The 24,675-nt window shown below is 46.4% G+C and carries 20 protein-coding genes; 4 read left to right on the forward strand and 16 right to left on the reverse strand.

All coding sequences use genetic code 11. The annotated features are described in order from the left end of the window. Window positions 1-19: 19 nt before the first annotated feature. From PIL01S_RS01445 to PIL01S_RS01455, 3 genes are all read right to left on the reverse strand, one after another. On the reverse strand, window positions 20-1,024 hold the full coding sequence (locus tag PIL01S_RS01445) for a Gfo/Idh/MocA family protein (protein WP_127535943.1): 1,005 nt from the start codon (window positions 1,022-1,024) through the stop codon (window positions 20-22). Window positions 1,025-1,325: 301 nt separating this feature from the next. After that, entirely contained in the window at window positions 1,326-6,560 is a 5,235-nt protein-coding gene (locus PIL01S_RS01450) for a S8 family peptidase (protein ID WP_127535944.1), read from the reverse strand. 661 nt (window positions 6,561-7,221) lie between these two features. After that, on the reverse strand, window positions 7,222-8,682 hold the full coding sequence (locus tag PIL01S_RS01455; protein ID WP_246058060.1) for an alpha-L-fucosidase: 1,461 nt from the start codon (window positions 8,680-8,682) through the stop codon (window positions 7,222-7,224). Window positions 8,683-8,800: 118 nt separating this feature from the next. Here PIL01S_RS01455 and PIL01S_RS01460 point away from each other — a divergent pair, with 118 nt between their 5' ends. Then, the gene (locus tag PIL01S_RS01460) at window positions 8,801-9,634 is read left to right on the forward strand and encodes an AraC family transcriptional regulator (protein WP_127535945.1); all 834 of its coding nucleotides are present in this window, start codon (window positions 8,801-8,803) and stop codon (window positions 9,632-9,634) included. Window positions 9,635-9,720: 86 nt separating this feature from the next. Here PIL01S_RS01460 and PIL01S_RS01465 read toward each other — a convergent pair whose 3' ends face one another. Together PIL01S_RS01465 and PIL01S_RS01470 are read right to left on the reverse strand one after the other, a co-directional pair. Next, window positions 9,721-10,776 (reverse strand): glycosyltransferase WbsX family protein, encoded by a 1,056-nt coding sequence (locus PIL01S_RS01465; protein ID WP_127535946.1) that lies wholly within the window; start codon window positions 10,774-10,776, stop codon window positions 9,721-9,723. A gap of 28 nt (window positions 10,777-10,804) precedes the next feature. Next, a complete protein-coding gene (locus PIL01S_RS01470) occupies window positions 10,805-11,935 on the reverse strand; it encodes a glycosyltransferase family protein (RefSeq protein ID WP_127535947.1) in 1,131 nt (376 codons plus the stop codon). A 179-nt stretch (window positions 11,936-12,114) separates the two neighbouring features. On the opposite strand from PIL01S_RS01470, the gene PIL01S_RS01475 reads away from it, so the two are divergent. Then, window positions 12,115-12,513, forward strand: a complete 399-nt coding sequence (locus PIL01S_RS01475) for a hypothetical protein (protein WP_127535948.1) — start codon at window positions 12,115-12,117, stop codon at window positions 12,511-12,513. An 86-nt stretch (window positions 12,514-12,599) separates the two neighbouring features. On the opposite strand, the gene PIL01S_RS01480 is transcribed toward PIL01S_RS01475, so the two are convergent. The 6 genes from PIL01S_RS01480 to PIL01S_RS01505 all read right to left on the reverse strand — a co-directional run bounded on the left by PIL01S_RS01480 (window position 12,600) and on the right by PIL01S_RS01505 (window position 19,167). Further along, a complete protein-coding gene (locus tag PIL01S_RS01480) occupies window positions 12,600-13,949 on the reverse strand; it encodes a glycoside hydrolase family 30 protein (RefSeq protein ID WP_127535949.1) in 1,350 nt (449 codons plus the stop codon). A gap of 21 nt (window positions 13,950-13,970) precedes the next feature. Continuing rightward, the gene (locus PIL01S_RS01485) at window positions 13,971-15,614 is read right to left on the reverse strand and encodes a type 2 periplasmic-binding domain-containing protein (RefSeq protein ID WP_174818654.1); all 1,644 of its coding nucleotides are present in this window, start codon (window positions 15,612-15,614) and stop codon (window positions 13,971-13,973) included. 76 nt (window positions 15,615-15,690) lie between these two features. Continuing rightward, window positions 15,691-16,578 (reverse strand): carbohydrate ABC transporter permease, encoded by an 888-nt coding sequence (locus PIL01S_RS01490; RefSeq protein ID WP_127535950.1) that lies wholly within the window; start codon window positions 16,576-16,578, stop codon window positions 15,691-15,693. Between the two features lie 15 nt (window positions 16,579-16,593). Continuing rightward, on the reverse strand, window positions 16,594-17,589 hold the full coding sequence (locus tag PIL01S_RS01495) for an ABC transporter permease (RefSeq protein ID WP_246058061.1): 996 nt from the start codon (window positions 17,587-17,589) through the stop codon (window positions 16,594-16,596). Window positions 17,590-17,705: 116 nt separating this feature from the next. Next, window positions 17,706-18,728 carry a LacI family DNA-binding transcriptional regulator gene (locus PIL01S_RS01500; protein WP_127535951.1) on the reverse strand — a complete coding sequence of 341 codons (1,023 nt, stop codon included), beginning with the start codon at window positions 18,726-18,728 and terminating at the stop codon, window positions 17,706-17,708. 106 nt (window positions 18,729-18,834) lie between these two features. Further along, window positions 18,835-19,167: a thioredoxin family protein gene (locus PIL01S_RS01505; RefSeq protein ID WP_127535952.1), complete on the reverse strand. Its 333-nt coding sequence runs from the start codon at window positions 19,165-19,167 to the stop codon at window positions 18,835-18,837. Window positions 19,168-19,369: 202 nt separating this feature from the next. On the opposite strand from PIL01S_RS01505, the gene PIL01S_RS30005 reads away from it, so the two are divergent. After that, entirely contained in the window at window positions 19,370-19,498 is a 129-nt protein-coding gene (locus PIL01S_RS30005) for a hypothetical protein (protein ID WP_281280758.1), read from the forward strand. Window positions 19,499-19,633: 135 nt separating this feature from the next. Here the strand turns inward: PIL01S_RS30005 and PIL01S_RS01510 are convergent, their stop codons facing one another. From PIL01S_RS01510 to PIL01S_RS01530, 5 genes are all read right to left on the reverse strand, one after another. Continuing rightward, window positions 19,634-20,239 carry a pentapeptide repeat-containing protein gene (locus PIL01S_RS01510; protein ID WP_127535953.1) on the reverse strand — a complete coding sequence of 202 codons (606 nt, stop codon included), beginning with the start codon at window positions 20,237-20,239 and terminating at the stop codon, window positions 19,634-19,636. 200 nt (window positions 20,240-20,439) lie between these two features. Continuing rightward, window positions 20,440-20,733, reverse strand: coding sequence for a DUF3817 domain-containing protein (locus tag PIL01S_RS01515; RefSeq protein ID WP_127535954.1), 294 nt, complete (start codon window positions 20,731-20,733; stop codon window positions 20,440-20,442). Between the two features lie 168 nt (window positions 20,734-20,901). After that, entirely contained in the window at window positions 20,902-21,906 is a 1,005-nt protein-coding gene (locus PIL01S_RS01520) for an ROK family protein (protein ID WP_127535955.1), read from the reverse strand. Window positions 21,907-22,100: 194 nt separating this feature from the next. Continuing rightward, entirely contained in the window at window positions 22,101-23,264 is a 1,164-nt protein-coding gene (locus PIL01S_RS01525; protein ID WP_127535956.1) for an MFS transporter, read from the reverse strand. A gap of 93 nt (window positions 23,265-23,357) precedes the next feature. Further along, window positions 23,358-24,110 (reverse strand): TrmB family transcriptional regulator, encoded by a 753-nt coding sequence (locus PIL01S_RS01530; RefSeq protein WP_127535957.1) that lies wholly within the window; start codon window positions 24,108-24,110, stop codon window positions 23,358-23,360. Between the two features lie 152 nt (window positions 24,111-24,262). On the opposite strand from PIL01S_RS01530, the gene PIL01S_RS01535 reads away from it, so the two are divergent. After that, window positions 24,263-24,391 carry a DUF4023 family protein gene (locus PIL01S_RS01535; protein ID WP_095358309.1) on the forward strand — a complete coding sequence of 43 codons (129 nt, stop codon included), beginning with the start codon at window positions 24,263-24,265 and terminating at the stop codon, window positions 24,389-24,391. The last annotated feature ends 284 nt before the right edge of the window (window positions 24,392-24,675 follow it).

The raw sequence follows: 24,675 nt of genomic DNA on the forward strand, positions 1-24,675 counted from the left end.
TCGTACCTCCCCAACCAGCCTAACCTTGCAAATCACTGAGGGAGATCCTGCGTCCTTCCTTGGCAGAGGTGTTGGCAGCTTCCATCAGGCGTGTCAGCTCGGCGGCAATCTGCAGATTCTCAGCAGCCAAGGAATCATGCTGAATATGGGAAACCCACTGATTGAATGCGCTTTCTCTTTTTTCCAGCAACGGAAGCTCAGTCCACTCCTTAATCGCCTCTGTACCCGCATTGCTCCGGATCAGCAGCCTGTCGTCAGGTGTACCATACAACAAGGTCCCTTCCGTTCCATGAACCTCAATGGTAAATGGAGAGTGACTGTTCACGAAACCGGCCTCAACCACGCCGATCGCTCCAGAATCCGTAAATAGGGTTGCAACGGCATTATCTTCTACCTCTTTGCCTGTGACATAGCCGAAATTGGCACTCACACCTGTCACTTCCTGGCCCAGAAAGAGTCTGGTTAGATACATCGGATGGCATCCCAGATCAATCATAGCACCTCCCTGACATTCCTCCAAGTTATAAAAGTGCTGAGGCAGCCAGTCGGCAATCGCTCCGTTATGAGACAGGCGAACCCGGACATAAGTCACTTTTCCGAGCAAACCTTGCTGGAGCACATCCTGAATGGTTAGCGTATATCCATCATTTAAGCGAGGTAAGGATACGGTCATCTTGACTCCCTGCTCACCGACTTCAGCCAGGATGGCATTCACTTCTTTTACCGTTGAAGCAATGACTTTTTCCGTAAAAATATGTTTACCTGCTCTTGCAGCAGCGGTGATAACGTCCTGGTGGTCACGAGTAGGTGCATCCACAATCACGGCGTCGATATCTTTCTGTCCCAGCATCTCTTCAAGAGATGCAAAGTAGGGTACATTCAGTCGTTCGGCAGCTTCCTGCCCGCGCTGAACATTGTCATCCCATACGGCTGCAATTTCAGTGTCCTCATGTTCCTGGACTTGCTTGATATAATCCCATGCATGCACATGCCACAAGCTTATTTTACCAATTCGAATGGTCACGATGTCTTACCTCCTAGTATATAATATCCTGACATTTAAATATAAGTTATCACAGACTTCGTTTCATTTTAATAGAAACAAGCGACAACAAATATATAAAATTACGACATACTATTAGGAATCGACATTCCGATCTCAACAATACAGGAAGGCAGTCCCTCCACGATATTGCGTGCTAGAAGCCGTAATGTTTGGATTACAAGACTTGCCATGGAAATTTAAAAAACCAGGTGCTCATGCATATGCACGGCACCTGGTCTTGATCAAATAACAGACTGTGACTCATGATATTATTCGAGATTTAAGGAAGCAAATTAGCTTCGGTCGGTGACTCAGGTTCTGATTCTGGTGCTGGTTCAGGTTCCGGAGTGTTCTCTTCCCCGGCAGTTACGTATAACCGGCCTGGTGCTTCGGTCTCGATTTTGTTGCCCGCTGCATCCTGAACGCGAATAACAATGACTCCACCCTCAAGGACTAACGAGGAAGGTGTAGTATATGTGCCCGTATAATGACCGGGCTCTGTCTCCACCAGTGGAATCTCCGATCCGCCTTCCGCATTCAGATTCAGCGGCAGCTGGATTCGGAATGAAGCCTGCAGACCTGGAGCACTGTCGAAGGAGACCGTTACGGTTTCTCCGGACGCAATTCGCACATCTTCGGCAGGTGCAATATTGGTCAACTCCGGCAGCGTTGTTTCCACGTAGACTTTACGGGTTACCGTTGTTTTATTGCCCGCGACGTCCGTCGCAATGACTGTAACCGTGTTTTCGCCTTCATTGACGAGAATACGATGACTGAAGCTTCGGTCTCTCTCCAACTTGACTGTCTCGCCGTTTACCGTAACCTTGTTGAGGAATTGATCCACTGCGCTGCCTGTAACATGCACCACTTCAGCGTTGGTTCGGCTTCCTTCCTCAGGCGTAAGAAGAGTTAATTGCGGCGGCGTCAGATCCTGGATAATGACAACGGGAAGTGAGCGATCCGTTACTTTACCATCAATGATTGCCTCTGCAGTAAAGGCATTGACTCCTGAACGAAGTTTGGCGTCAAACTTGAACGTTCCGTTAGTTACCGTTGTTGTCCCTGATACATCTTTGCCATTGTAAATTTTGATCTGAGCTCCATTCGCCGGAGAAGTACCTGATACGGTGAATGTCGTTTTATTGGAATAGGTATTGCTTGGTGCCGTAAGTACTGGTGCGTTTACCGGGTATCTTACCACCGCCCGAATCATATAGTTACCTTCTTCTGCAGGGGCTGTGTCCCATACGCCGCTTACGCGCTGCCAGCTTCGTCCGGCATTGGTTCCGTTCTCATCGGTAGCGAGTCCCGGAGCACTTGTTCCTGCAACCGATTGTACATACACGATATAGAAATCTCCGCTTGTGATGACCGGTTCTGGGAATTCAACGCTGGTCCACTGATCGTTGCGCAGTGCTGTTCCCTCAAACGGTCCTGCCAGCAAACGCCCCGGTGCTCCATTCGCTCCGGAAGCATCATAGACAGCATATTGGAATGCGGTTCCACCAGGCACAGGCCACTCTGAGTTCCAGAACCGGAACGATGCGCCTGTTACTTGCGCGGTTGCTTGCTCAGGTGTCATCCGGACTGCCCAGGCATTATCTGCGGCTACAAATGCTCTTGCATTCTCCGCTGTACCGTCATCATATGCGATCTCTCCAGGGAAACCAATAAACGGCTTCAATGCCACACTTGCATCCGCAGCACCATTCCCTGGTACCGTCACATTAACGGTTTTACTGTAATAATCTGCAGCTCTGACGGAGACGGTATAACTTCCTTCCAGCACATCCAGTACGAAACTGCCGTCCGACCCGGTACGAACCTCGCCTACCTGGGCATCTTCCAGTACCAGAACGGAAGCATCGGCCACCGGTTCGCCTGTCCGCTCGTCGGTAACGATACCTTCAATCGTACCATGAGGTATAGCTTCCAGATTGAAATTGGCTTTTGCACCACTACCGTCGGTAATGGTTACTGCTTGTGTACGCGGATAATAACCATAAGCCTCCGCTTTCAATGTATAATCACCCGCCACATGAGTGAAGCTGTACTTCCCTGTGGATGGATCAGTTTTCACCGAACGTCCGGTTTCAATGACCGTAACCGTTGCACTTGCAGGCAGGCTTTGTGGATTAACGGAGCCTGTTTCCGGTTTCTCAGCCTCAGGCTGCTGCTGCTTGGATTGATTGAATTCTGCCTTATCGGTTCGTGTAACCTTGTACCAGGAGTTGTCATATTCCGGTTTTGGCTTGTCACTGCTGAGCACTACCGAACTATCCTGTGTAACCGTCTCTGGAGCAATGCTCAAGATGCGGAAATCGTCAATATACCAACCGGTCTTGACCACACTGCTATCTGAGGTCAGGCGGAATCGGAATTGAACTTCGTTTCCAGTCAGCGAACTCAGGTCATAAAAGACCGGTGTCCATTGCTTGCCATTAGAATTGTGAGAGAACTTGCCCAGCTCTGACCAGGTGCTTCCACCATCAGATGAAGCTTCCACATAGCCAAAATCATATCCGCCCTCAATTTCATACCAGTGGTTGAATGTCAGGGTAGCATCATTGGTATCCGTCAAATCCACAACGGGTGAAACCAGTGAATAGTTTGAACCATTCTCATACGTACTGTCCAGATCAGTTGCCCAGACATTTGGCGGAGAAACAGCACTCGCTGGTCCATTAACTGGAACCCCGCGTTCCCATTCATCCTTCGTTCCAGAATGGGTCCAGCCATTATCGTCACTACCGTCAAATTGGTCGACGTAAATGTCCTCCGGCACCTCAACAGAGATGGATACCTCATTCGACTTTTCACTCTCATTGCCGCTATAATCCAGAGCCGCAACGGTGTAATAGTACGTTGCATCCGTTACTGTAGCTGTATCTGTAAATGTTGTCGCTCTTGTATTTCCGATCGCCTCGTATTCGGCACCCGAAGTTGTCGAACGATACACAACATAAGACTCCAGATCCTCATCGTCAGGTCCATTCCAGGATAACGCCACATTACCCAGAACGTCAGCTGTAGCGCTCAGCTCTACAGGTGCACCCGGAGCGATATCATCTGGTGATTGTACAGAGAAGTCATCGATATACCAGCCTGCCTTCTGTACAGTGTTGTCACTGGTCAGATTAAACTGGATGAACACCTGTTGTCCTGCATATTCACGCAGGTCCACATACTGGGTTTTCCAATCACCGCCTGTGCCCGTAAAGCTTAATAGTTCTTCAAATACATAGTCACTGTCTTCCGTCGCGATGTATACCTTACCGAAGTCAATATTGCTCTCCAGATCAAACCAGTGTTTGAACGAGAGTAAAGCCCCTTCAGGACTTTCGGTTAGATCTATAGGTGGTGCGACCAGATAGGCGTTGCTATTTGCTGCATAAGTACCCTCCAGGTTGGTGGCAATGACCTTTTCGCCGGAGGCTGCACTGCCAGGTCCGCTGATTGGTGCACCCCAAACCCATGTGCTTCCTATACCTCCGGTTGTGAAGCCCAACTGATCTTCTTCAAAATCCTGAACATATCCAGGCTGGACCCCATTGGATACAGCCACTTTGTACACCTGGCTGTCAAATCCGTTGTTGCCGTAATCGTTAACCCGGATATAATATTCCACACCTTCAGGTTCGATCAAGAATGCTGGAATGGAAGTGGAATAGGTTCCATCCTTACTGTCCCCCGCTATGCGGTTCATCGGCAGATAGACATACTGGCTTGTTCCCGTCGTTTTGGCAAAAGCCTCTACGGAGACCACTCCCACATTGTCCGTTACATGAGCCGTCAGCGGAATATCGAGTCCGGTAAAAGCTGAATTCACAGGTGTATGCTGGAGTACCGGTTCTTCCAGATCATCACCTGCGGTAACCACTCGTCCCGACACTGTTCCAATCCCTTCAAGTACAGAACCAACAGCATCCAGCGCATTAATAATGCCATGACCATAGCCATTGTTTGGCGATGTTGGATATTGACTATCCGTTCTCGGAGTTGCTGTATCCATAATGATCTGTTCCAGCTGATCTACAGTCAGGGAATGATTGGCCTGAAGCAGTAGTGCTGCAAGTGCTGTGGTATGCGGGCCGGCCATGGATGTTCCGTCCCAGCCTCCCTCATATACTCCACCTGGAACAGAGGAACGGATATTGACCCCTGGTGCCGAAACTTCCGGCTTAATCTCGTCATATGGAGATGGACCAAGGAGTGAGAAGGAAGCCAAATTACCGTTTATATCCGTAGCGCCTGTGGCGAAGCTTTCAGGATAATTGGCTGGGTTCGCGACCGAACCCGGGCCACCAGGATTCGTCAGTCTCACATTACCGGCAGAAAACTCGGGGAAAATCTGTGCATCCCGCCAGGCTTGTACCATAGGTCGGAACCACTCGTCCAGTCCTGCACCGCCACCCCAGGAGTTGTTAACCACATCCGGGGCGAGTTCAGGGTGAAGGTTGCCTTCGGCATCCACGGGTGCGATCAGCCACTGTCCACCATCCAGGATAATGGCATCCGTGGTCTCCGGATTAAATATCCGTACACCGATCCATTTTGCACCTGGAGCAACCCCGATCTGATTGCTTCCATCTTCTTCTGAACCTACCATTGTCCCCATCGTATGTGTACCATGCCCATCCTCATCGGCGGGCAGGGAAGCGTTACTATGTGGATCATACCAGCTGAGCTCTGGATCGACGATATTGCCTGAGGCATCGAGTCCTCTCCATTTGCTGCGAAGAGCTGGATGATTGTAATCAACCCCACTATCCAAGTTGGCAACGACGATGCCTGTTCCATCGATTCCTCTCTCCCAAACTGCGGGTGCATTGATATAATCGATATTCCATTCGACATTTTCTGTTGCCAGATTATCCTTTGATGCAGCTTCCGAGTCCTTGGAAGTTGCTGCATCTTCCTTGACCGGTGTTTTTGCAGGATCTGCAGCCGGAGCCGCACTTGCCTTTTCTTTGTTCACCTCAGCTTTTTGCAAGTAACGCGTTTCGTTAGGGAGAACTTTCTCCACTTCAGGCAGCAGAGCAATCTGTTCCATGACTTCCTTGGTACTCGTTACGGCGAGTGAATTGACGATAAAATAGCTTTTATATTCTTTGACATTTCCTTTGTCAATTTCTTTCTCGAGATAGCTTTCGAGCGTGTACTGCGTCCGCGAAGCCGTTTCCCGGAGAGAGCTGACAACCGAATTGCGTACGGACAGCTTGGTCGCTGAAGCCGTCTGTTTCTCAATCGTCGCCTTTTCCATGGCCTGTTTCGAGACCGCTGACGTGTCGACCTGCTCCTTCATTTTCACGAGATAGGTGACATAGTCGCTATCCTCAAACTGTTTGGTCAATTTCGCGTTGACTTTGGATGTCGAGACCTTGGCCAGGCTTGATTTCATGTCGATTTTTTGTGATGTGGAGTTTTCAGCTGAAACCGGATGTACAATCGAAAATGCAAGGAGAAGCGAGAGGCCCATGGAGATGGGCTTGCGTAACCGATTACTCTTAATCAAACTTTTCCACTCCTTTTACCCGGTTTTTGGATTATTTTGATGCTTAAGCCCTTCTCAATTAAAATCAAAATGGAATTACAGCCTTTTGAGGACACCAATAGACGCCCGAATCATTACATAGAGCCTCACCTCCTTTAAAGGTCTGGTTACACAGGCGATATGAAACGGTAGCAGCAGATTGTAAGTCTTGGAAGTTTAGAAATGGAAGAATGATAGGCCCAAACATGAGAGTGAATGTCGATAAGCATTCATATAGGAGGGTAATCACGAGCGTTAGCAGAAAGCTTGCCAGGGAGTGAATGAAACGTTCATTTGCGATTTGTTCGAGTGATGTAGGAATCTCTTTAAATTACATGTAATAACCAAATTGCAATTTAACTGGATTTTTATGGAATAGTATATCGTCACCATTTGATATGTACAAGCACTTTTCTAGAAAAATATAGAAAATAAGACTTTTTAATGCTTTTATATGTCTGATGTCTCTCTTAACTTGAAATCGTTTTTTCATAATTGCGCACCATTGGTGTCGCCATAGATTGAAATCATGTCTTTATGACTAAGACTTGCTGTGTAAGAGACAACTGAAATGCATAGCACACCCTCGTCACAACCATGAATAACAAAAAGAACCGACAATGCTGCCGGCTCCATCCTTCACTTAGTCCATTTCAATCTTGAATACGACAGGCGATTCGCTCTTCACATTTGTTGTTGTGATCGTCAGCGCATCTGCTGTTCTTACCCATTGAGGGCGTTCATCAAATCCCAAAATCTCAATGCTTTTGATTATTCCTTGGAAGTGATGTGAATTCTCTTTCAAGGATCGAATACGAACCTCTCCGTTGTCCGGATAGACAAGAACCGTGGCGTAGAGACTGCTGTCTTTTACTGTAAAACGAATATCTTCACTGGTAAACATCTTGGTATCTCCGTCTGTGAATTGGCCTTCCTTCACTTCTGTCGGACCTTCGCCGTAAGTACGCCAGAAGGAAGTATCATAGATCGCCTCTCCGTTCACTCCGAGCCACTCACCTATGGCTAACAGAATATCCCGGTCTTCCTCCGGTATGCTGCCATCCGCTTTGGGTCCAACATTGAGAAGCAGATTGCCGTTTTTGCTCACAATGTCGACCAGATCCCTGATGATTTCATTCGCTGTTTTGTAGTTATTATTTTCCGTGTAGCACCAGGAGTTTTTGGCGACGGCCGTATCGGTTTGCCAGTAGTAGGGCTTAAGGTCGGCAAACTGCCCTCGTTCCACGTCGGGAACGGCACAGCCCAACACAAACGCATCATGTTTGTAGTTAATGACTACAGGAATTCCCCACTCTTCTCCTTTGTTATAGTAATACGCGCTGAATTTTTTCAGATAGGGCTTGAAGGCTGCATTCTGAATCCACCAATCAAAATAAAAGACTCGCGGCTGATATTGATCAACCAGCTCACAGCAGCGAACCAGCCAGTCTTCCAGAAATTCCTTGGAAGGAGGTGAGCCATACAGATCATGATGGTCCGGCTCAGGCATGGCAGGCCAGTAAAAATCTCCGCGACTAAGGGGCTCCTGGATATCCGATTCAAATTCCTTCCCGTGGGACATGAAGAACCAGTGCTCTGCCCGGTGCGAGGAGACGCACAATGTAAGGTCTTGCTTCTCATAAGCGGTCTTCATCTCCCCCAGAAGATCGCGTTTGGGTCCCATTTCAACTGTGTTATAGTGGGAAATGGAGCTTTTATACATTTGAAATCCGTCATGGTGCTCAGCGACAGGCATCACGTATCTGGCTCCAGCCTTTTTGAATAGTGTGGCCCATTCGTCAGCATCGAACTTTTCCGCACGGAACATGGGAATGAAATCCTTATATCCAAAATCCTTCGGGTGCCCATATACTTCAAGATGGTGTTCATGGGCTTGGGAACCCTGGATATACATATTACGTGAGTACCACTCACTATCATAAGCCGGAATGGAATACAGTCCCCAGTGAATGAAAATGCCGAACTTGGCATTCCTGTACCAATCCGGGACCTGATACGCACGGAGTGACTTCCAGTTATCCTTGAATCGCCCTTCAGCAATGGTGGCTTCAATCTTTTGCAAATATTCGGTATGCTCCATCATCTGTTCTCATCCCTTTCGTTATCCTGTTCCCTTGTATTGTAGCGGTAGGATGAAGGGATAGACATGCAGAACACTAACTTTTGGATGCACAATAATAACCTTGTAAGGAGATACGCTCATGAATCATCAGACGTTGCTTACGAACTACCTGTCCAACCTGCAGGTGGAACTGTTCATGGTCAACTATAATCGGTGTGATGCCGACTGGCGTGATCTGGATTACACCCCCGACTACAGCAAATTTTATTGGATCAGCGAAGGAGAAGGATGGTTGAAGATTGGGGATCAGGAGTATTATCCTGTACCTGGACAGCTTTTTTTGATGCCTGAGGGGGTCACTCAATCCTATTCAGTCATTAGCGATCAGCCTTTTCTGAAGTATTGGTGTCATTTCAGCGCTAAGGTCGGGGGAATTAATTTATTTCAAATTTTGAAGTTCCCTCACTTTTGTACTATAGAACGCCCTGAATTGGTCAATGAAATCTTCAATCAAATTCTTCTGTATGCGAGATCCGGTGAGGTATATGCTCACATGATGGCCAAAAGCAAACTGATGGAGCTGATATCCCACTATCTGATGAATCTGGATCTGGAACAGATCACGTATCTGAATATACCCGTCATGGAGAAAATGTCTGCCATACTTGCCTATATCGATGCCCATATTGAAGAAAATATTACCGTTCAGGATCTGGCGCAGATCGCTTATATGCATCCCAACTATTTCATTCGCTTTTTCAAGCAGCAGGTTGGCATACCGCCCATTCACTACATTACGGGTAAAAAAGTGGACAAAGCCAAGGAGCTGCTCAGCTGTACGCCGAACACCATTACCATGATCGCTGAACATCTCGGATTTCGGGATTTGTATTATTTTTCGAGGCTGTTCAAGAAACATACCGGGTTAACCCCGACTGAATTCCGCAAACAAACGACACGATTGGTAACATAATACTGGTTATGTATCCCTGTTCCTGAGCATCAAAAGGAGTTCCCTGACTAAGGAACCCCGTGAGTTACAACAGCGTGGTATGAATTTCAATGACTCCTTGATTGGATGAGTTTCTTGATTTCTTTCAAATAGGCATATCCGTACACTTCATCCGGTTCAAGGTATGCCCCTTCCGCCCACTCGTTCCAGGCATTGACGAACAGGAATTCACTCTTGTACCCATGACGGCTCCGTTCCAGCTGCCTTGACAGATATACCCCAAATTTCTCCGGAGTCGAGCCGATGGTACTCTGCCCGTCCATGCCCCGACGAGGTGTATTATCCCAATTTACAAAAGCACCAGGGTAGATGATCTCTCCGTTTCGATGCGGTGATCTTTCCAGAATGGCAGACCATACTTTATCGTAGTTCACCACAATATGCTTGTGACTGCCGATATTCAGCTCGATCCAAATTTCGTTTGTGTGACCATGGGCAAAGGTATAATGCGGCTCAAATTCCATGCTTGCGTCAAACACCTGACTGTTGTAAGTCGGGAAACCGCCTATCGTTTCAACAAAATGAATACCCTCAAGCCCGTGCTTCACTGCGAGCTTGCGCCAGTACCGAATCATATCCTCACAACGGGGGATGCTGGCAGGCCGATAAATAAGGAACATGGGCTTGCCGTCCACCCGGATATACCGTTTGTCTTTAAATGCCCTCACCAAATATTCGAAATGTTCCTTCCAGTCGTTCTCGTCCCCATAGTCCTGTGAAATGAGAACGTCCGATTCCTGACCATCCCATTTACGTGTCCAGGTTTCATTTGCCCACGACAGGCAAAATGGAAAATCAGGTTCTCCGGTTTGTATAATCTCATCAAACGGCTTTTCGAGCAGACGCTTGCCCTTAAACCAATAGTGATAGTAACAAAATCCGTATATCCCGTGATTCCTAGCTGTATCTGCCTGCCATTTGCGCACTGCAGGGTCGGTCAGATCATAGTAATTCTCTTGTAATGGTTTCCTTGGCTGAACATGCCCTGAGTATAAGGGAATGGACTTTTTCACATTGGTCCATTCGGTGAAACCTTCTCCCCACCACCTGTCATTCTCGGCAATACGATGAAATTGAGGTAAATGCAACGCAATAAGTTTCAATCGGGATTCCTCCATACGTCAGCCGGATTTATCGGAAGATTCGGTCCAGAAGCTGCAGGCTACTCTGAAGATAGGAATGATTGTATTTGACATAAGCCATTGCCCTGGAAGCCGCCAGTCTTCGCTGATCCACCCGGTTCCAGTAGAAGTCAAACTTCTGGGTAAGCTCCTCCTGCGAGTTATAGCTTTGGAACACGTCCGTATCCAGATTCCTATTGGTCAATATCGAATTTAGCTGAAACGTGCCGCAAGCGGCTACCTCCAACACGCTTCTAACCGAAGAGTTGTCCTGAATAACCATTTTGCTGCCATTGTATAACGCAGCCCGATCCTCCTGAGCATGCACGGGAATAAACGAACCGAATCGCTTCCACCCTTCCCCCTCCACTCGAACCACTTTACCGGATAACAACGCATGATTCGCCAAATCAACAAGGCTGCTGCCCGGCTGAGCATCTCCAATGATATAGACATCCGACTCATCTTGCTTGAGTACAGACTGCGGGTAATATACGTTAGGATTTGGCGGAAAAGGAACCTCATAACATCGTGCATTACTCATGCGTCCATAGGTTGGAATGTTCTCCGCTTTCTGTGTAAACACATAGTCAAATATGGAAATGAATGCTTCCGAATGCTTCACACCGGATAGGTCGGTTAACCATAAAGCCTTTTTGACCGTTGAAGTCCTTAAGGCTTCCATGCTCTCCTCTGGCAGAATCTCTCCCTCTTCCCCGCCCAGTACGAGAACCAAGTCCGTTTTGGAACGTTCCAAATAAGGTCCAACAGGCTGAATCGCCTTAATTTCATATATACTTTTCACCAGATGCCTCAAACTCTGTTCCACGAGAATGGAAATGGAAGAGGATGCTCGATCATTACAAGGCGTAATGAAGAGAACATTCAATTGTTTGTAGACGACATCCTGAGGAACTTCCTTGGGTGGATGAATGACATCCTGTAGAGTTTTCATTAAATACTGCTGCAGATCCGCCTGTTGGGCGGTCAGATGATGCTGAATTGACTTCAGTTTCCGATTCAAAGTGGCATTCAACTGTCTTACCAACATTCGGTTGGGTTGCTCTGCAATCAGCTTGTTTTTTTGAGATTTGACTTGCAGCCGTTTCTTTTTAGTGATGACCGATCCCTCCCGTCTCAAGCGGATTGACGCTCACTGCCTACAATATGCACGGAAGACTGGCTAGGTTTCTAGAGTCGTATTTTTAGGTATTCAACCAGGAGTGATTGGGAAATCTCCTCATAAATGTGCCAGAACCCCGTGTCCATCCGGTTCTTGTCCTCATAGAATATATCAAGACCAGATAGGAGTTGATATGTTTGCCAACATTTGATAGCGTCCTCGTTACGGGAAACCAGACCATTAATCAGGATCTGCATGTGAATGGTAATGAAACGATCGACCTTGACCTGCAAGTGAACGGAAACCAGACCATTGCCGGCCATCTTCAAATTAACGGCAGTGGTTCACTTACAAGCAATCTCGGAGTCGGCGGAGTTATCGATGCAGGGGACAGTGTAAAAGCCGCCACCCAGATCATGGCGCTTAATCAGCCAACGCTTCCTGCTGTCTTGCCAGCAGTGCAGCAGTTGTTATACTACAATCCAGGTGTCTTGAACCAACCGGGCCTTGTTCTGACAGGAACGAGCGGTAACCAATATGTGTTGTTTATCGACGATAGCGGAGGAACACCCAATCTTGCTATTCAGATGTTGTAATTCAGATGTTGTAATTCATGCAAAGCGTGCAAAAGCCGATCTGCAGGGATGATTCACACTGCGGATCGGCTTTTTTTGAATACTAATTATCGACTGGGAATCAAAATGGTCAGTGCACTTTTGGATTCCATGGATATGCTTAACAGTTCCTCATCACGAAGCTTCAGCCGGATATTACCAGACTCTTCCCCATCATTGAATAGAACTACGGCAATGGAACCGTCCCTGTTGCTGAAGGCCACGTTGGGTATGGAGGCATGACTGGAAGTAGATTCAATACGAACGGCCTTTGGGCGAATGAATGCGCTAAAATGTGCCAGTGCATAGTAATCGAGTGTATACATAAGCTCACCCGTTTGCTGATTTACCTGCACGATGCCGCGACAAGTACTGCGACCGAACCCAGGCACCGTTGGCCCGTTGTTCTCATCAAGTGCCATATTCCAGAGCACCATAGACTTGCTGTAGTTCCGAAGAATCTGAATTCCTGTTCGCATGACATTGGAAAAAGCCTGCTCAAAGGGAGGAATCCAATCTCCTCCTGATCCTTCTGTAAAATGTACTTCCTTTCCGCTGAATGCTTGATACACCTTTGTTTGTGCCGATGCTTCGCCCCCATACCAGTGCCAAGCCACGCCATCCACATCCTCTCCCGCCTGTTCCAGCACGGTAAGTGGATAACCCGGTTCATCCCAGTTGTGATCATAGCAGAGAATCTTGGTCTGAATACCTTGGCTGACAAAGGTAGGTTTCAGATGATTCTTGATAAAATCCGCCTGTGCTTCCGCAGGCATCAGCATGCCTGGATAATGGCCCGGTTCATACAATGCCTCATTCTGCGGTGTCACTGCATGGACTGGCAGTCCATGTTTCGCGTATGCTTTGATAGTTTGGGCAAAATATTCGGCGTACACCGGATAATACTCATGCTTCAGTTGTCCCGTAATCATGGACCCGCTTGTTTTCATCCAACCCGGAGCACTCCAGGGCGAAAGAAACAGCTTCAGATCCGGATTTAATTCGAGCGCTTTCCGGGTTAAGGGGATTACATCCTCCTCATCATGCGCAATACTGAAACGGGCGAGAGACAAATCAGTGTCCCCTTCAGGCAGATCATTATAGCTGTATACCGTTCTGGCATAATCGGATGCGCCCATTGGATTGCGAATAACCGACAAGCCGATGCCATCCCGCGGGTGAAATAGCCTGATCATTAGCTCTTCCCTCTGTTCTTCACTCAATATCTGATGAATCAGATACGCTGACGAATCGGTAAATGAAGCTCCGAAACCATCCATCTCCTGAAAAGTATGCTGATCATCCAGCCTGATTTCAATTGGCTCCCGGTCCGACTGAAGCGATTTCAATTGTTCCTCTGATACAGACTTAAATAGTTCATGTTCTCCTGTTGATCGATAGATCGTAAATTGGCTCATCTGATCCCCTCCGGTTTTCTTTTATTGGATGCCTAATTTCTCTTTATTCTGTTTCATCTTCTCACTGCGGACCTTCACGATCTCATCCCAGCGATTTTCATCCAAGAATGACTTGTAAGCGGCAAGTGCACCATCAAATGCAGCATCATCCTTCGCTCGAACCATACTTACCAGTGTCGAATTCCATTTGGTGTTGATGGCAGACAAGGCTCGTGCTTCCTGTGTTCCTTGATCCGGATTGATATTCTCCTGAATAAAATGAGGTTTCAGCTTGCCTTTGCCCCATTCCTGCATTTGTTTAATCGACTCAGGAAAAGCATCCGCACTTAACGCTTTATGACGATCGTGACCGAAGAACATGAATTCACCCATGCGATAATCCTTTTTGAACTTATCTGCATTGTTGAGCTGCAGATCCTTCACGGCTGGCAGCAATTCAACCGTACCGTCCGCTTGGGTCTGGTAGGTTTCACCTTCGATACCATAGTTCATCAGTGTCTGGCCTTCCTCACTGAGCAGATACGTGAAGATCTGAATGGCTTTGGCCGGATCCTTGCTGTCCTTGGAAATAAAGTTGATCATCCAGCCCGTTATGCCGGATTGATTCAACGTTGGGGCATGGCCTTTGGTACTCTGTGGACCGTCAATTGCAATATACTCCTTGCCAGGGTTAGCACTCATATAAATTTGAAGATTGCCTCCTTGCTGTGGTGTGCCGTCCAGCAGCATCGTTGCATATTTTCCCGATTTCACTTTTTCCTCGAACGCCGTACCGTCATCTGCAAAACTGTCATCACTGATATTGCCATCTCTGTATACGGTGTTCAGTGTTTTCAACCAAGCGAGATAGTCTTCATCCAGATTACGATCGTAGAATTCGCCGTTCTCGCTCTCCAGAGGTACACCGATGAAATCCTGCAGCGTATCTCCGAGCGAACCTGTACCCTCTCCAATGGCGTTAAATCCGAATGGGATCAACGTTGGAAACTTTTCTTTGATCTGCTTCATTACGCTCTGGAATTCTTCCGGTGTTCCAATAACTGGACTTCCCAGTGCCTCATAGACATCCTTGCGGATGATAAATGCAGTTTTGGCCGGAATGTTACCGCTATCATAATCGGCTTGTGTATTGGAATAGTTCGGATATCCGTAGGTCTTGCCATCAGCCAGCTGGAACCAGTTAAGGGTATCTGCCGCAGCCACCTTGTTGAAATACGGATCGTATTTCTCAGCCAGATCATTCAGCGGCAGTGCCCAAGTTGCAGCCTTTTGCACGACAGGAGAGTTCGAATCGAATACGGTGAGCAGGTCGGGCATCTCCCCACCGGCAAAAAAGGTATTTAGTTTCGTGTCATCCCCTGTAATGAATTTGATGTTGATGTTCAGGTCCTCTTTGATTTTCTTCGTGACGATGTCTTTGCCAAAATCGGTATTCCACCAGTCCGCGTTAACGTACCAGGTTAGATCCGTTACCTCTTCTTTTTTGTCCAGCTGCCATGCAGGAGTCTCCGGATCAACCGTGTATCGGTCTTCAATGGAAATCCAGTTCCCCTCACCGGTGCCACCTGCTCCTCCTCCGCATCCTGTAACCAATACTACTGCTGTCAGCAGGGCAGCACTCAGTTTAACACCCGTTTGACCGATGGCCTTCTTCATGTTCAACATAGGGATTCCTCCTCAGAATGTGGTGAATACCTGGACAGGCATTCAAAAACCTTTATAGATCCAACTTGAATTGGCACTACTCTTTGACAGCACCCAGCATCATTCCTGATATAAAATATCTCTGAAGGATGGGATAGATCAGCACGATTGGCAAAGTGGTAATGACGATCGTGGCGAGCTGCACACCTTTGGTCGTTGTTTCAATGACCGCAGAGCCTCCGATATTTTGCATGGATTGCGTCTGGGATTGCACAATAATTTCATATAACATCATCTGAAGTGGATATAATGACTGATCCGTAATGTACAACTTGGTTGTCATAAAGTCATTCCATTGCCCCACTCCATTGAACAGCGCAATGGTAGCCATGGCCGGCATGGAGAGCGGGATGAAGATTTTGAGGAAGATATGCCAGTCTCCAGCGCCATCGATTTTGGCTGACTCCTCCAGAGAATCCGGGACGTTCCGGAAGAAGTTCATCAGAATGACGACATCATAGAAGCTGAACAGCGCCGGAATGATATATACCCAGAAGCTGTTGAGCAGGCCGAGTGATTTGATCAATAGGTATGTTGGAATCATCCCGCCCGAGAAGAACATCGTGATAACACCCATGGCAACATATAGCTTCCGGCCCCGTATGTATTTTTTGCTCAGGCCGTAACCCACCATGGCACAGAAAAATACGTGAGTAACCACTCCAATTGTCGTTTTGGAAACCGAGATGAAGAAGGCTTGCCAAATACTCGAATCATTAAATACAGCGCGGTAGTTCTCCAGCGAGAACTCCGGCGACCAGAAGATGAACCCGCCTTCCGCCAGCGCCTTGCCGGAACTAAAGGAAGAGATGACCACATTCCAGAGCGGGACCACAATAACAATGGTACATATGACCAGCAAAATAATATTCAGCGTATCAAAGATCCGGCTATCGAGATCTTCTTTTGCCACCTTTCCATTCACGTGTTACGCCTCCTTCTACAGCACAGATTGATTATCGTTCAGCTTGCTCGTGATCTTGTTTGCGGTAACCAGCAAAATGACGGACACAATCGAGACACCGAGTCCAACCGCAGTCGCATACGAAAAGTCACCCTGAGACATCCCCATACGATATACATAAGAGTTGATGACTTCTGCTTTTTCACGGTTTTGCGAGTTCATCAGAACCAGTGTCTGATCCAGGTTGGAGCCAAGTAAACCGCTTACCGTTAAAATCAGATTCAAGCTAATGATGGATCTCATGTTCGGAAGCGTGATGTTCCAGATCTGTCTAAGCCTACTAGCACCATCAATTTTGGCAGCTTCATAGTACGTGGGGTCAATCTTCGACATGATGGCCAGGTACAAGATGGTCCCCCAGCCAGCCTCTTTCCATATATCCGATAACGTAGCAATCCACCAGTACTTTCCGGCATCCAGCAGGATGTTTTGCGGCTGCGAGATCAAGCCCAGACTGAGCAGGATCTGATTGAATAGCCCCGTCGTAGAGAACCAGGTGATGAGCATGCCGCCAAGTACGATCCAGGACAAAAAGTGCGGCAAATATGAAACCGTTTGCACAAATTTCTTGAACCGTCCGCTGTTCAGCTCGTAGATCATGATTGCAAGAATAATGGGAATGACGAAGCCGATCCCCAATTTGAGAAAACTGATGCCCAGCGTATTCACAACCGCGTCCCAGAAATATTTATCCGACAGGATAATTCTGAAATTCTCCAAGCCTACCCACGGTGCGGTAGCGAGCGTATCAATGACCGTGTAATTCTTGAATGCAATCGTTAGACCATAAATCGGAATGTAACAAAAAATGATCATAAAGATAATGCCCGGTATAATCATGGACTGAATTTCCCACTGTCTGCGATAGTCGATGACGAACTCTCTAACTCGCTGCCCTAGCGGCTTTTTTTGTTTAGGACCCGACCCAATCTGCGTATTCCCGGCTGCCTTCTCAACAGCTAATTTACTCACGTTCCATAGCTCCCCTCTGACTTTCCATACTTATAAAAACGTTTTTATTTTTGTGCATAAAAACCCCCTTATTCTGCTTCCATCATTTAAAAAAAGACCGAACTGATCCTACACAACTATGCTTCGATATCATTCCGGCCGATCTTTACGTGGCTTGAACCCCTGACGATTAGTTCACCCGATAATTTTTGAGCTGCACCTTGCTCTTTCTTCTTGATCATGCCAACCAATTGGTTAATGGCCAGTATTCCTTGCCTTGCAATCTGATTCCTTACCGTCGTGAGCGGCGGTGAAAAATACGGAGCGATATCAATATCGTCAAAACCCACCACACTTACATCTTGAGGAACCTCATACCCCTCGGATTTTAATGCATGAATGCAGCCAACCGCACTCAGGTCATTCCCCGCGAGAAATGCATCGGGACGCTTGCCTGGATGCAGGTGCAAAAAGGACTTAATGGCACTGTACGTGCTCTCTTCCTCAAAATAACCCTGAATGATATAATCATCATCCACCGGAAGCTGGTATTCACGCAAAGCTGCCAGATACCCGTCCCTACGCTGCACGCTGTCAAACATCGTATCCACACCGGAGATGTAAGCAATCTTCTTGTGTCCAAGTGAGATCAGGTACTTCGTTGCTTCGTAAGCTGCCACATACGAGTCGAATATGACGCTTCCCATCGTTTCACTCTGATAGACACGGTCCAGGAAGACTGCCTTGATCTTGTCTTTTTGCATGGACAGAATATCCTGCTCATCAATTCGCAGCTCTTCATAAATAATGACACCATCCACGCGGCGCCCCATGATATTGCTCATGATGACCTGCTTATCCTTGGTGACAAATACATTCAGCCCATATCCGAGACGGTCACACTCGCGCGACATGGACTCAACCAGTTTGTAAAAATACGGGCCTGATACACTGGTCGTGAAGAAGCCCAGCATTTTGGTTTGTCCGGATTTTAACAACTTGCCATTCAGATTGGGAACGTAATTTAACCGCTCAGCCACCTTCAGCACATGAGACTTGGTCTCCGGATTAAGCACGTCCACACCATTCAGAGCGTTGGAAACGGTGGATATGGAAACGCCTGCTTCCCTTGCAACATCTTTGATCGTAATCTTAGCCATAATGATTAGTCCTTTACTATAAAAACGTTTTTATATTGTTAAATTAGCATAAAACCGCTTTCAGCACAACACTTTAATTTTTTTACACTGAAGCTTTATGCTTTTTTTATGCGTATGAGCTGTAAATCTGCTCCAATTGTTCTGCCAAACGATCCAGACGAACAAACCGATCTGCCCGAACAACTTCTTTCTGCTCCACCAGAACAAGCATAATCGGAACGGTGAAAATGAGGAACTTCGATGCCACCTCTTCCACCTGATTCGCATCGATGTGTCCCAGAGCAATCGAAGGATAAGGCAGGAGCAATTCTCTGATCTTGGGCAGTAAGGCATGACACACACTGCATTCCTGCCTGGAGACGTATAGAAAACTCATTTCGTGCTGCTCGATAAACGAATTAACCATGTCCATGGATGTTAACTCATGTATTTCTTTCATTTGCGCCTCCGCCTCCATCCAAAATGATATAGCAAGTATGAGTGTACCATGAATACCGGCACTTATAAAATGCACAATGGAGTGGATTAACTTTTCATTACCAGGCGGAGTTCGATGAATCATAAATTTTCACTTTCCAAAATACCCCAATCTGGATTACACTGGATAAGTATAACCATCTTATATGAAATGAGGTTTATCTATGAAAAGAAAAAGCATGTTATTCCTCGCTGCCTGTCTGTTCGCTTCATTCGCCGCTTCTGCCTCCGCTTCTTCGGTTGACAACGGGTTCAGCCTACTTTCAGATCGAGAAACGGGTACAGTTAAATAAGCGCTTTTTAACGTATTGACAAATTCTCAAAAGCTAACTTCTTAGTGATTACATATAACGAATTGGTTTCATGATGGCATGAAAATGGACACAAACCTGTGGATTCATACGGGTTTGTGTCCATTTCATTTGGTGTCAATCAACCTTTGCGCCATATGAACGCATGAACAAGACGGCCTGTTCCCTGTCTATGCGTGCGCCCTTGACATCCAGGGATTTCAAATCGATTCCTTCCAGGTTTGCTCCGCGCAGATCTGCTCCCATGAGTTTGGCTCTGCTTAGCGTTGCTCTGCTCATGTCACAGTCTCTTAGATCTGCCTTACCAAGATCCGTATCGGAGAAGTCCGTTTCGTAGAAGCGAATGCCCCGCAGATCCTGTTTGCCCAGCTTCGTGTGTCTCAAATTCGTATAGGACCAGTCTCCCTGAATAAGGGTAACACCGTCCATCTGTGCTCCTGAGAAATCAGAACCGGTCATTTTACAGGACGTAAATTTGGAGACAAACAGGTTAGCTCCGCTAAATGTACAGTTCTCAAAAGCAGATTCGGTATGAAACGAACCGTTCATGCTCGCTCCTCTAAAGTCGCATTCGATAAACCGGCAATTGCTCGTCTCGATCTCTTCCATGGAAGCATTCATAAAGGTACACTGCTTGAAAACACAGCGCATCAGCTCTCCGTATCTCAAGTCGTGCCCGTCAAAATGCACAGCTTCATATTCCTGATCCTTGTATTGGTACACGATTAAACCTCCCGCTTATATCTACATTCTATGAATCCAAACTTTTTATACTATACCATACCCCTGTCAAGTACCTGCCTAAGTGACCGTAAAAGTCAAGGTATTTAATTTGCCACAATCACAGATAACAAAAAAAGGCGTCTCTTCTGCTACTGTGCTTTACAGTAGGCTGATCGCCTTTTTCATCATGTGTTTAACGTTTAATTCCAATCTCTCTTCTTCAAATAAGATTCAAAAACAAAGGTTCCAAATGGCAGCAAACCAGCTACGACACCCATGAACCAGCGTGCCGCCTTCCACCTGTTTACAACAGCCAAATGTACCAGTGCAATAAGATACAGAGGGAATAGTATCCCGTGAATCATGCCCATAATGGCCACCGGAGAAGATATATCCGCAAAATATTTCAAAGGCATGGCAATAAGAACAAGCAAGAGCAAGGAAACGCCTTCGCATATCCCTGCAATTTTGAATCGGCCGATCACTGTCTTCATCAGATTCCATCTCACCTTTCCAATCCTGGTTTGTGAATTATGTAACGTTCTCCACATTCAGTATAACGCATGGCTTGGAAGCAAAAATGGTTCAAATTTGAATAATTATTGAATCTGCATCCGCATCATTAATCCATTCCTTTTCAGTAAGTACACGGGACAAACGATTCACGTAATCTGAATGATGTTAGGCTCAAGCTCTTTTAAGGTTAACCACCGCATGCCCACTTCAAAATGCTCCTGAAATGATTCATTTAAAATCACTTCCGGGAAAACAGGCATGAGCTGCTCCGCCCGATACGATTCCCAGCCCCGAATAAACGCCTCTGCTTCTACTTGATTTTGATAAACAACGACCCTGTCCGGTGCGAGGATCGCATTTACAGTATGAATGATTTGATATACCGTTTCAGCAAACACCTCTGGCTCCATTGGACTGTACCAGTCCATTTCCAAGGGAAGAAATTTAATTTCCCCAGCCATACCGTTCTTGCCTTTAACGACTTTTCCATTAAGGCAAATGCCCATGCCCGGAGGATAATGGGTCGGGAAGTAAATTCCGATCACACTGTTTCCCTCATCCAGTTCCTGCTGAGAACAATAACCACTAACTGCAGCATTTACGTCATTTTCCACCATGACTGGAAGTCCAAATCTTGCTTCAATCTCTTCAGCCATTCGGAAACCCTTCAGCTGCTGATGACTGCTTACCGTGATCTCTCCGTTCACCGTTTGCCCGGGAATCCCGATACCAATGCCTTTAATAGAAGGATGCTGAGTGAGAATAGGTTCAATGATTCCGAGAAATTGTGTTTGGTCAAATTCAGGCAGTGTATGTTCTTCTTTCAGCAAAATGGTATTCTCCAAATTGACGACGGTTGCCGTAATGACATCCTGTCCTTGCTTGTCATTCATATAGATCACCAAGGCCAGGCTGAAATCATAATTGTAACGGTAAGTTAGCGCGGGCCTCCCCCCGTTGGAGGGAATTGTCTCATCCTCGTACAGTTCCCCAAGCTCGCACAATTCCTTAACCAGTGAATTCACCGTAACTACACTCAATTTGGTCAAGGACGCAAGTTGTGGCTTGGTCGCTGTCTCCACCTGTTTCATGACTTGGCGCACGTTGTTTATATTAATCTCTTTCATCAAATTAGCGTTTGCTATTTTCATAAGCGTTCCAGCCTCCAAATTTCGAACGTCAATGTAACCACTATACAATATCTTGAAAGTGATTAAAAACGGCTGCTATAAAAACAAATCATTAACACGACACTCATTCTTCGTTATTTCAGGTTTACGAATTACAAAAAGAGCACACCGTCTACTTTGATGCAATAGACTGGTGTACTCTTTTCGTATCATTCTTATGCAGTGGCCTGAACCGATTGTTCCTTGCGACTAATCGCATATATGGCCGAGGCCAAGCCCAGAAGAATTAGAATCGAACCTACCCAGCCGTTATACAGAATGGTGGAATGATCTATCACCATCCCGCCAACATACGTGCCGAGGGCAATCCCTGCGTGGGCAATTCCCGAATTGGTGCTGATCAGTGATTCCGCTGCTTCTGGAGATGTTTTGATAATCAGACTATTCTGCACTGGCGTAACCGTCCAGCTCAAGGCACTCCAGATGCTCAGCAGGATGAGGAATGCAATTAAAGGCAGTTCAACACTGAATGGGATTACAGCCATGCTCACAATAAAAGGAATTAACACAATGACGATGGCTTTTGCCGGATGCAGGCGGTCCGATAATACGCCCCCAAGTCCCCCACCGGCAACAGCCGCGATGCCAAACATCATATAGATAAAGGTAACCATAGTCGAACTTGCGCCGATCGTTTCCTGGAGAAATGGTGTGAAATATGCATATAACGTCAAATGACCCGCCAGAACCAATAAAGTTGTCGCATGAATCGCCAGCATCCTCGGATTCCACAGTGCAGCAAACTGACGCTTCAAAGAGACGACAGGCACCGGCTGAACCCGCTGCATGACAAGACCAATGGCTACCATGACAATTGCAGTCAATATGGCAATAAAAATAAAGACTTCACGCCATCCAGCCAGATTACCCACGAATATTCCGAGCGGCACTCCGAGAATGAGTGATGCACTCCCACCCATCGTAATGATCCCAACCGCACGTCCTTTGTACTGCGGCTCCACAATGCGAGCAGCAAGTGTCAGGGACAATACAAAAATGAGCGAGCCTGTCGCAGCCCCGAGTGCCCTGCCTGCCATCAGCATATAAAAGTTGGCACTGAAAGCGGAAATGAGATTGCTGACCAGGAAGATCAGCAGGGTATACATGTATACCTTTTTACGTTCAAATCTGGCCGTTACGTTTAACAGAATCGGTGCAGATATGGCATATACCAATGAAAAGATGGATATTAAATAACCGGCTTTCGCCAGAGTCAAATGAAGATCTGCAGCAATCAGATCGAGAATACCGCCCAAAATAAGTTCCACGGTTCCAACCACAAAAGCCGCAATCGCAAGCAAATACACTTTTTTATTCATTTCATGAATCCTCCTCAAAAGTTACAACTACGATAGTAACCTAATAAGAGTAAAAATTCAATAAAAAAAACTATTCCATAAAAGAATAGCTTTCTAATAAATCAACCGGGCCAGCAGCTTGGATATTTCTTCGTCTTGCAGCAGTTGATCTCCATATTTTTTGGTGATTTGAGTGAGGGCAATATCATGATAAAAATAATCCGTCATCGCTTTGACAATCGGCTTGGACATGGTCTTAATCGCTTTCCAGGAATCATTTTCAATGCCTGCGAACAGCAGATAGGCATGGTCTACAATCAGCAGCTGCAATGGTTCCAGCTTGTCCAGCATGGGAATTAAAGCGTACTTGTTCGTTAAGGATGTCTCTAATCCTCCCACCGACAATACCTCAACATGCACTCCTTGCTGTTCTTTTTGTTCCAAGAGCGTACGGTAGTTCTCCATCTTCTCATTCCAGGCCAGAAACAGAATGGATGTATCGGCCTCTGCCATAAGCTGCTCAATATTGGAACCAATCGATGTTTCATCCTTCAGTGTCCAAATATGCTCATCCGTAAACGTTCGTTTGATTTTATAAGCGTTCAATTCCTCGATATCCTTCTCAAAATCCGCTTTGATCTTCAAAATAACGGACTGGAGATCCACGGCTGTATACAATTTTTTCTTGCCATGCATGGTGGTCAATACAATTCCTTTATCGATAAGCCGGTTTAATACTTCGTAAATTTTGGCTTTGGGCACATTGGAGTGATTGACGATGGATGATGCATCGAGTGGTTCCTGTTGAGCGAAGATCGCCTCGTACACCTGACTTTCGTATTGCGTAAAACCGAATTTCTGCAACATGTTTGGACCCGCGCTCCTTCTTATTATGTATCCTTTTGTATGTTTTTAGTTTAGACATCGGCCCTGCCCTTGTCCAGTTTCATATAACGGACTTCGGGTGGTTATATTAAGATCCGGGTACACATTTTGATTATAAAGGAGCTGTATCGTCCATGGAAAGCACCCATGAATTTGTACAAAAGGTAAATGAGAACGCCGAAAAGGCCCGTCACAACAAGAACAATGGTAAAGGAACACCCAGCGATAAGCTGCCAACCAAACAGCACGGAACCAAAAAGTAAGTTGACTGACTGAATTGTAGTCATTCCGACTAAGCTTCCTTCGTAATCATTGTTCCCGTAAGAGAAAGGATCTCGCGATAGAGGTCCTTTCCTCTTTTCTCTATTAAACCGGCTTCACTTTCAAGCTTTCTTACTTGGTATAAGCCTGTTTATATCGCATGGAGTAGTTCGTCCAGCACATCCTATCACTACTTTTCATTTAATATAGAGAACCTATTATTAATAGAAAAGAGATGATACGATGACTTGTCGAACTTGTACAAAAGCACTACGCCAACCTGATC

The organism is Paenibacillus illinoisensis NBRC 15959, assembly GCF_004000925.1.
Classification (GTDB): domain Bacteria; phylum Bacillota; class Bacilli; order Paenibacillales; family Paenibacillaceae; genus Paenibacillus; species Paenibacillus illinoisensis.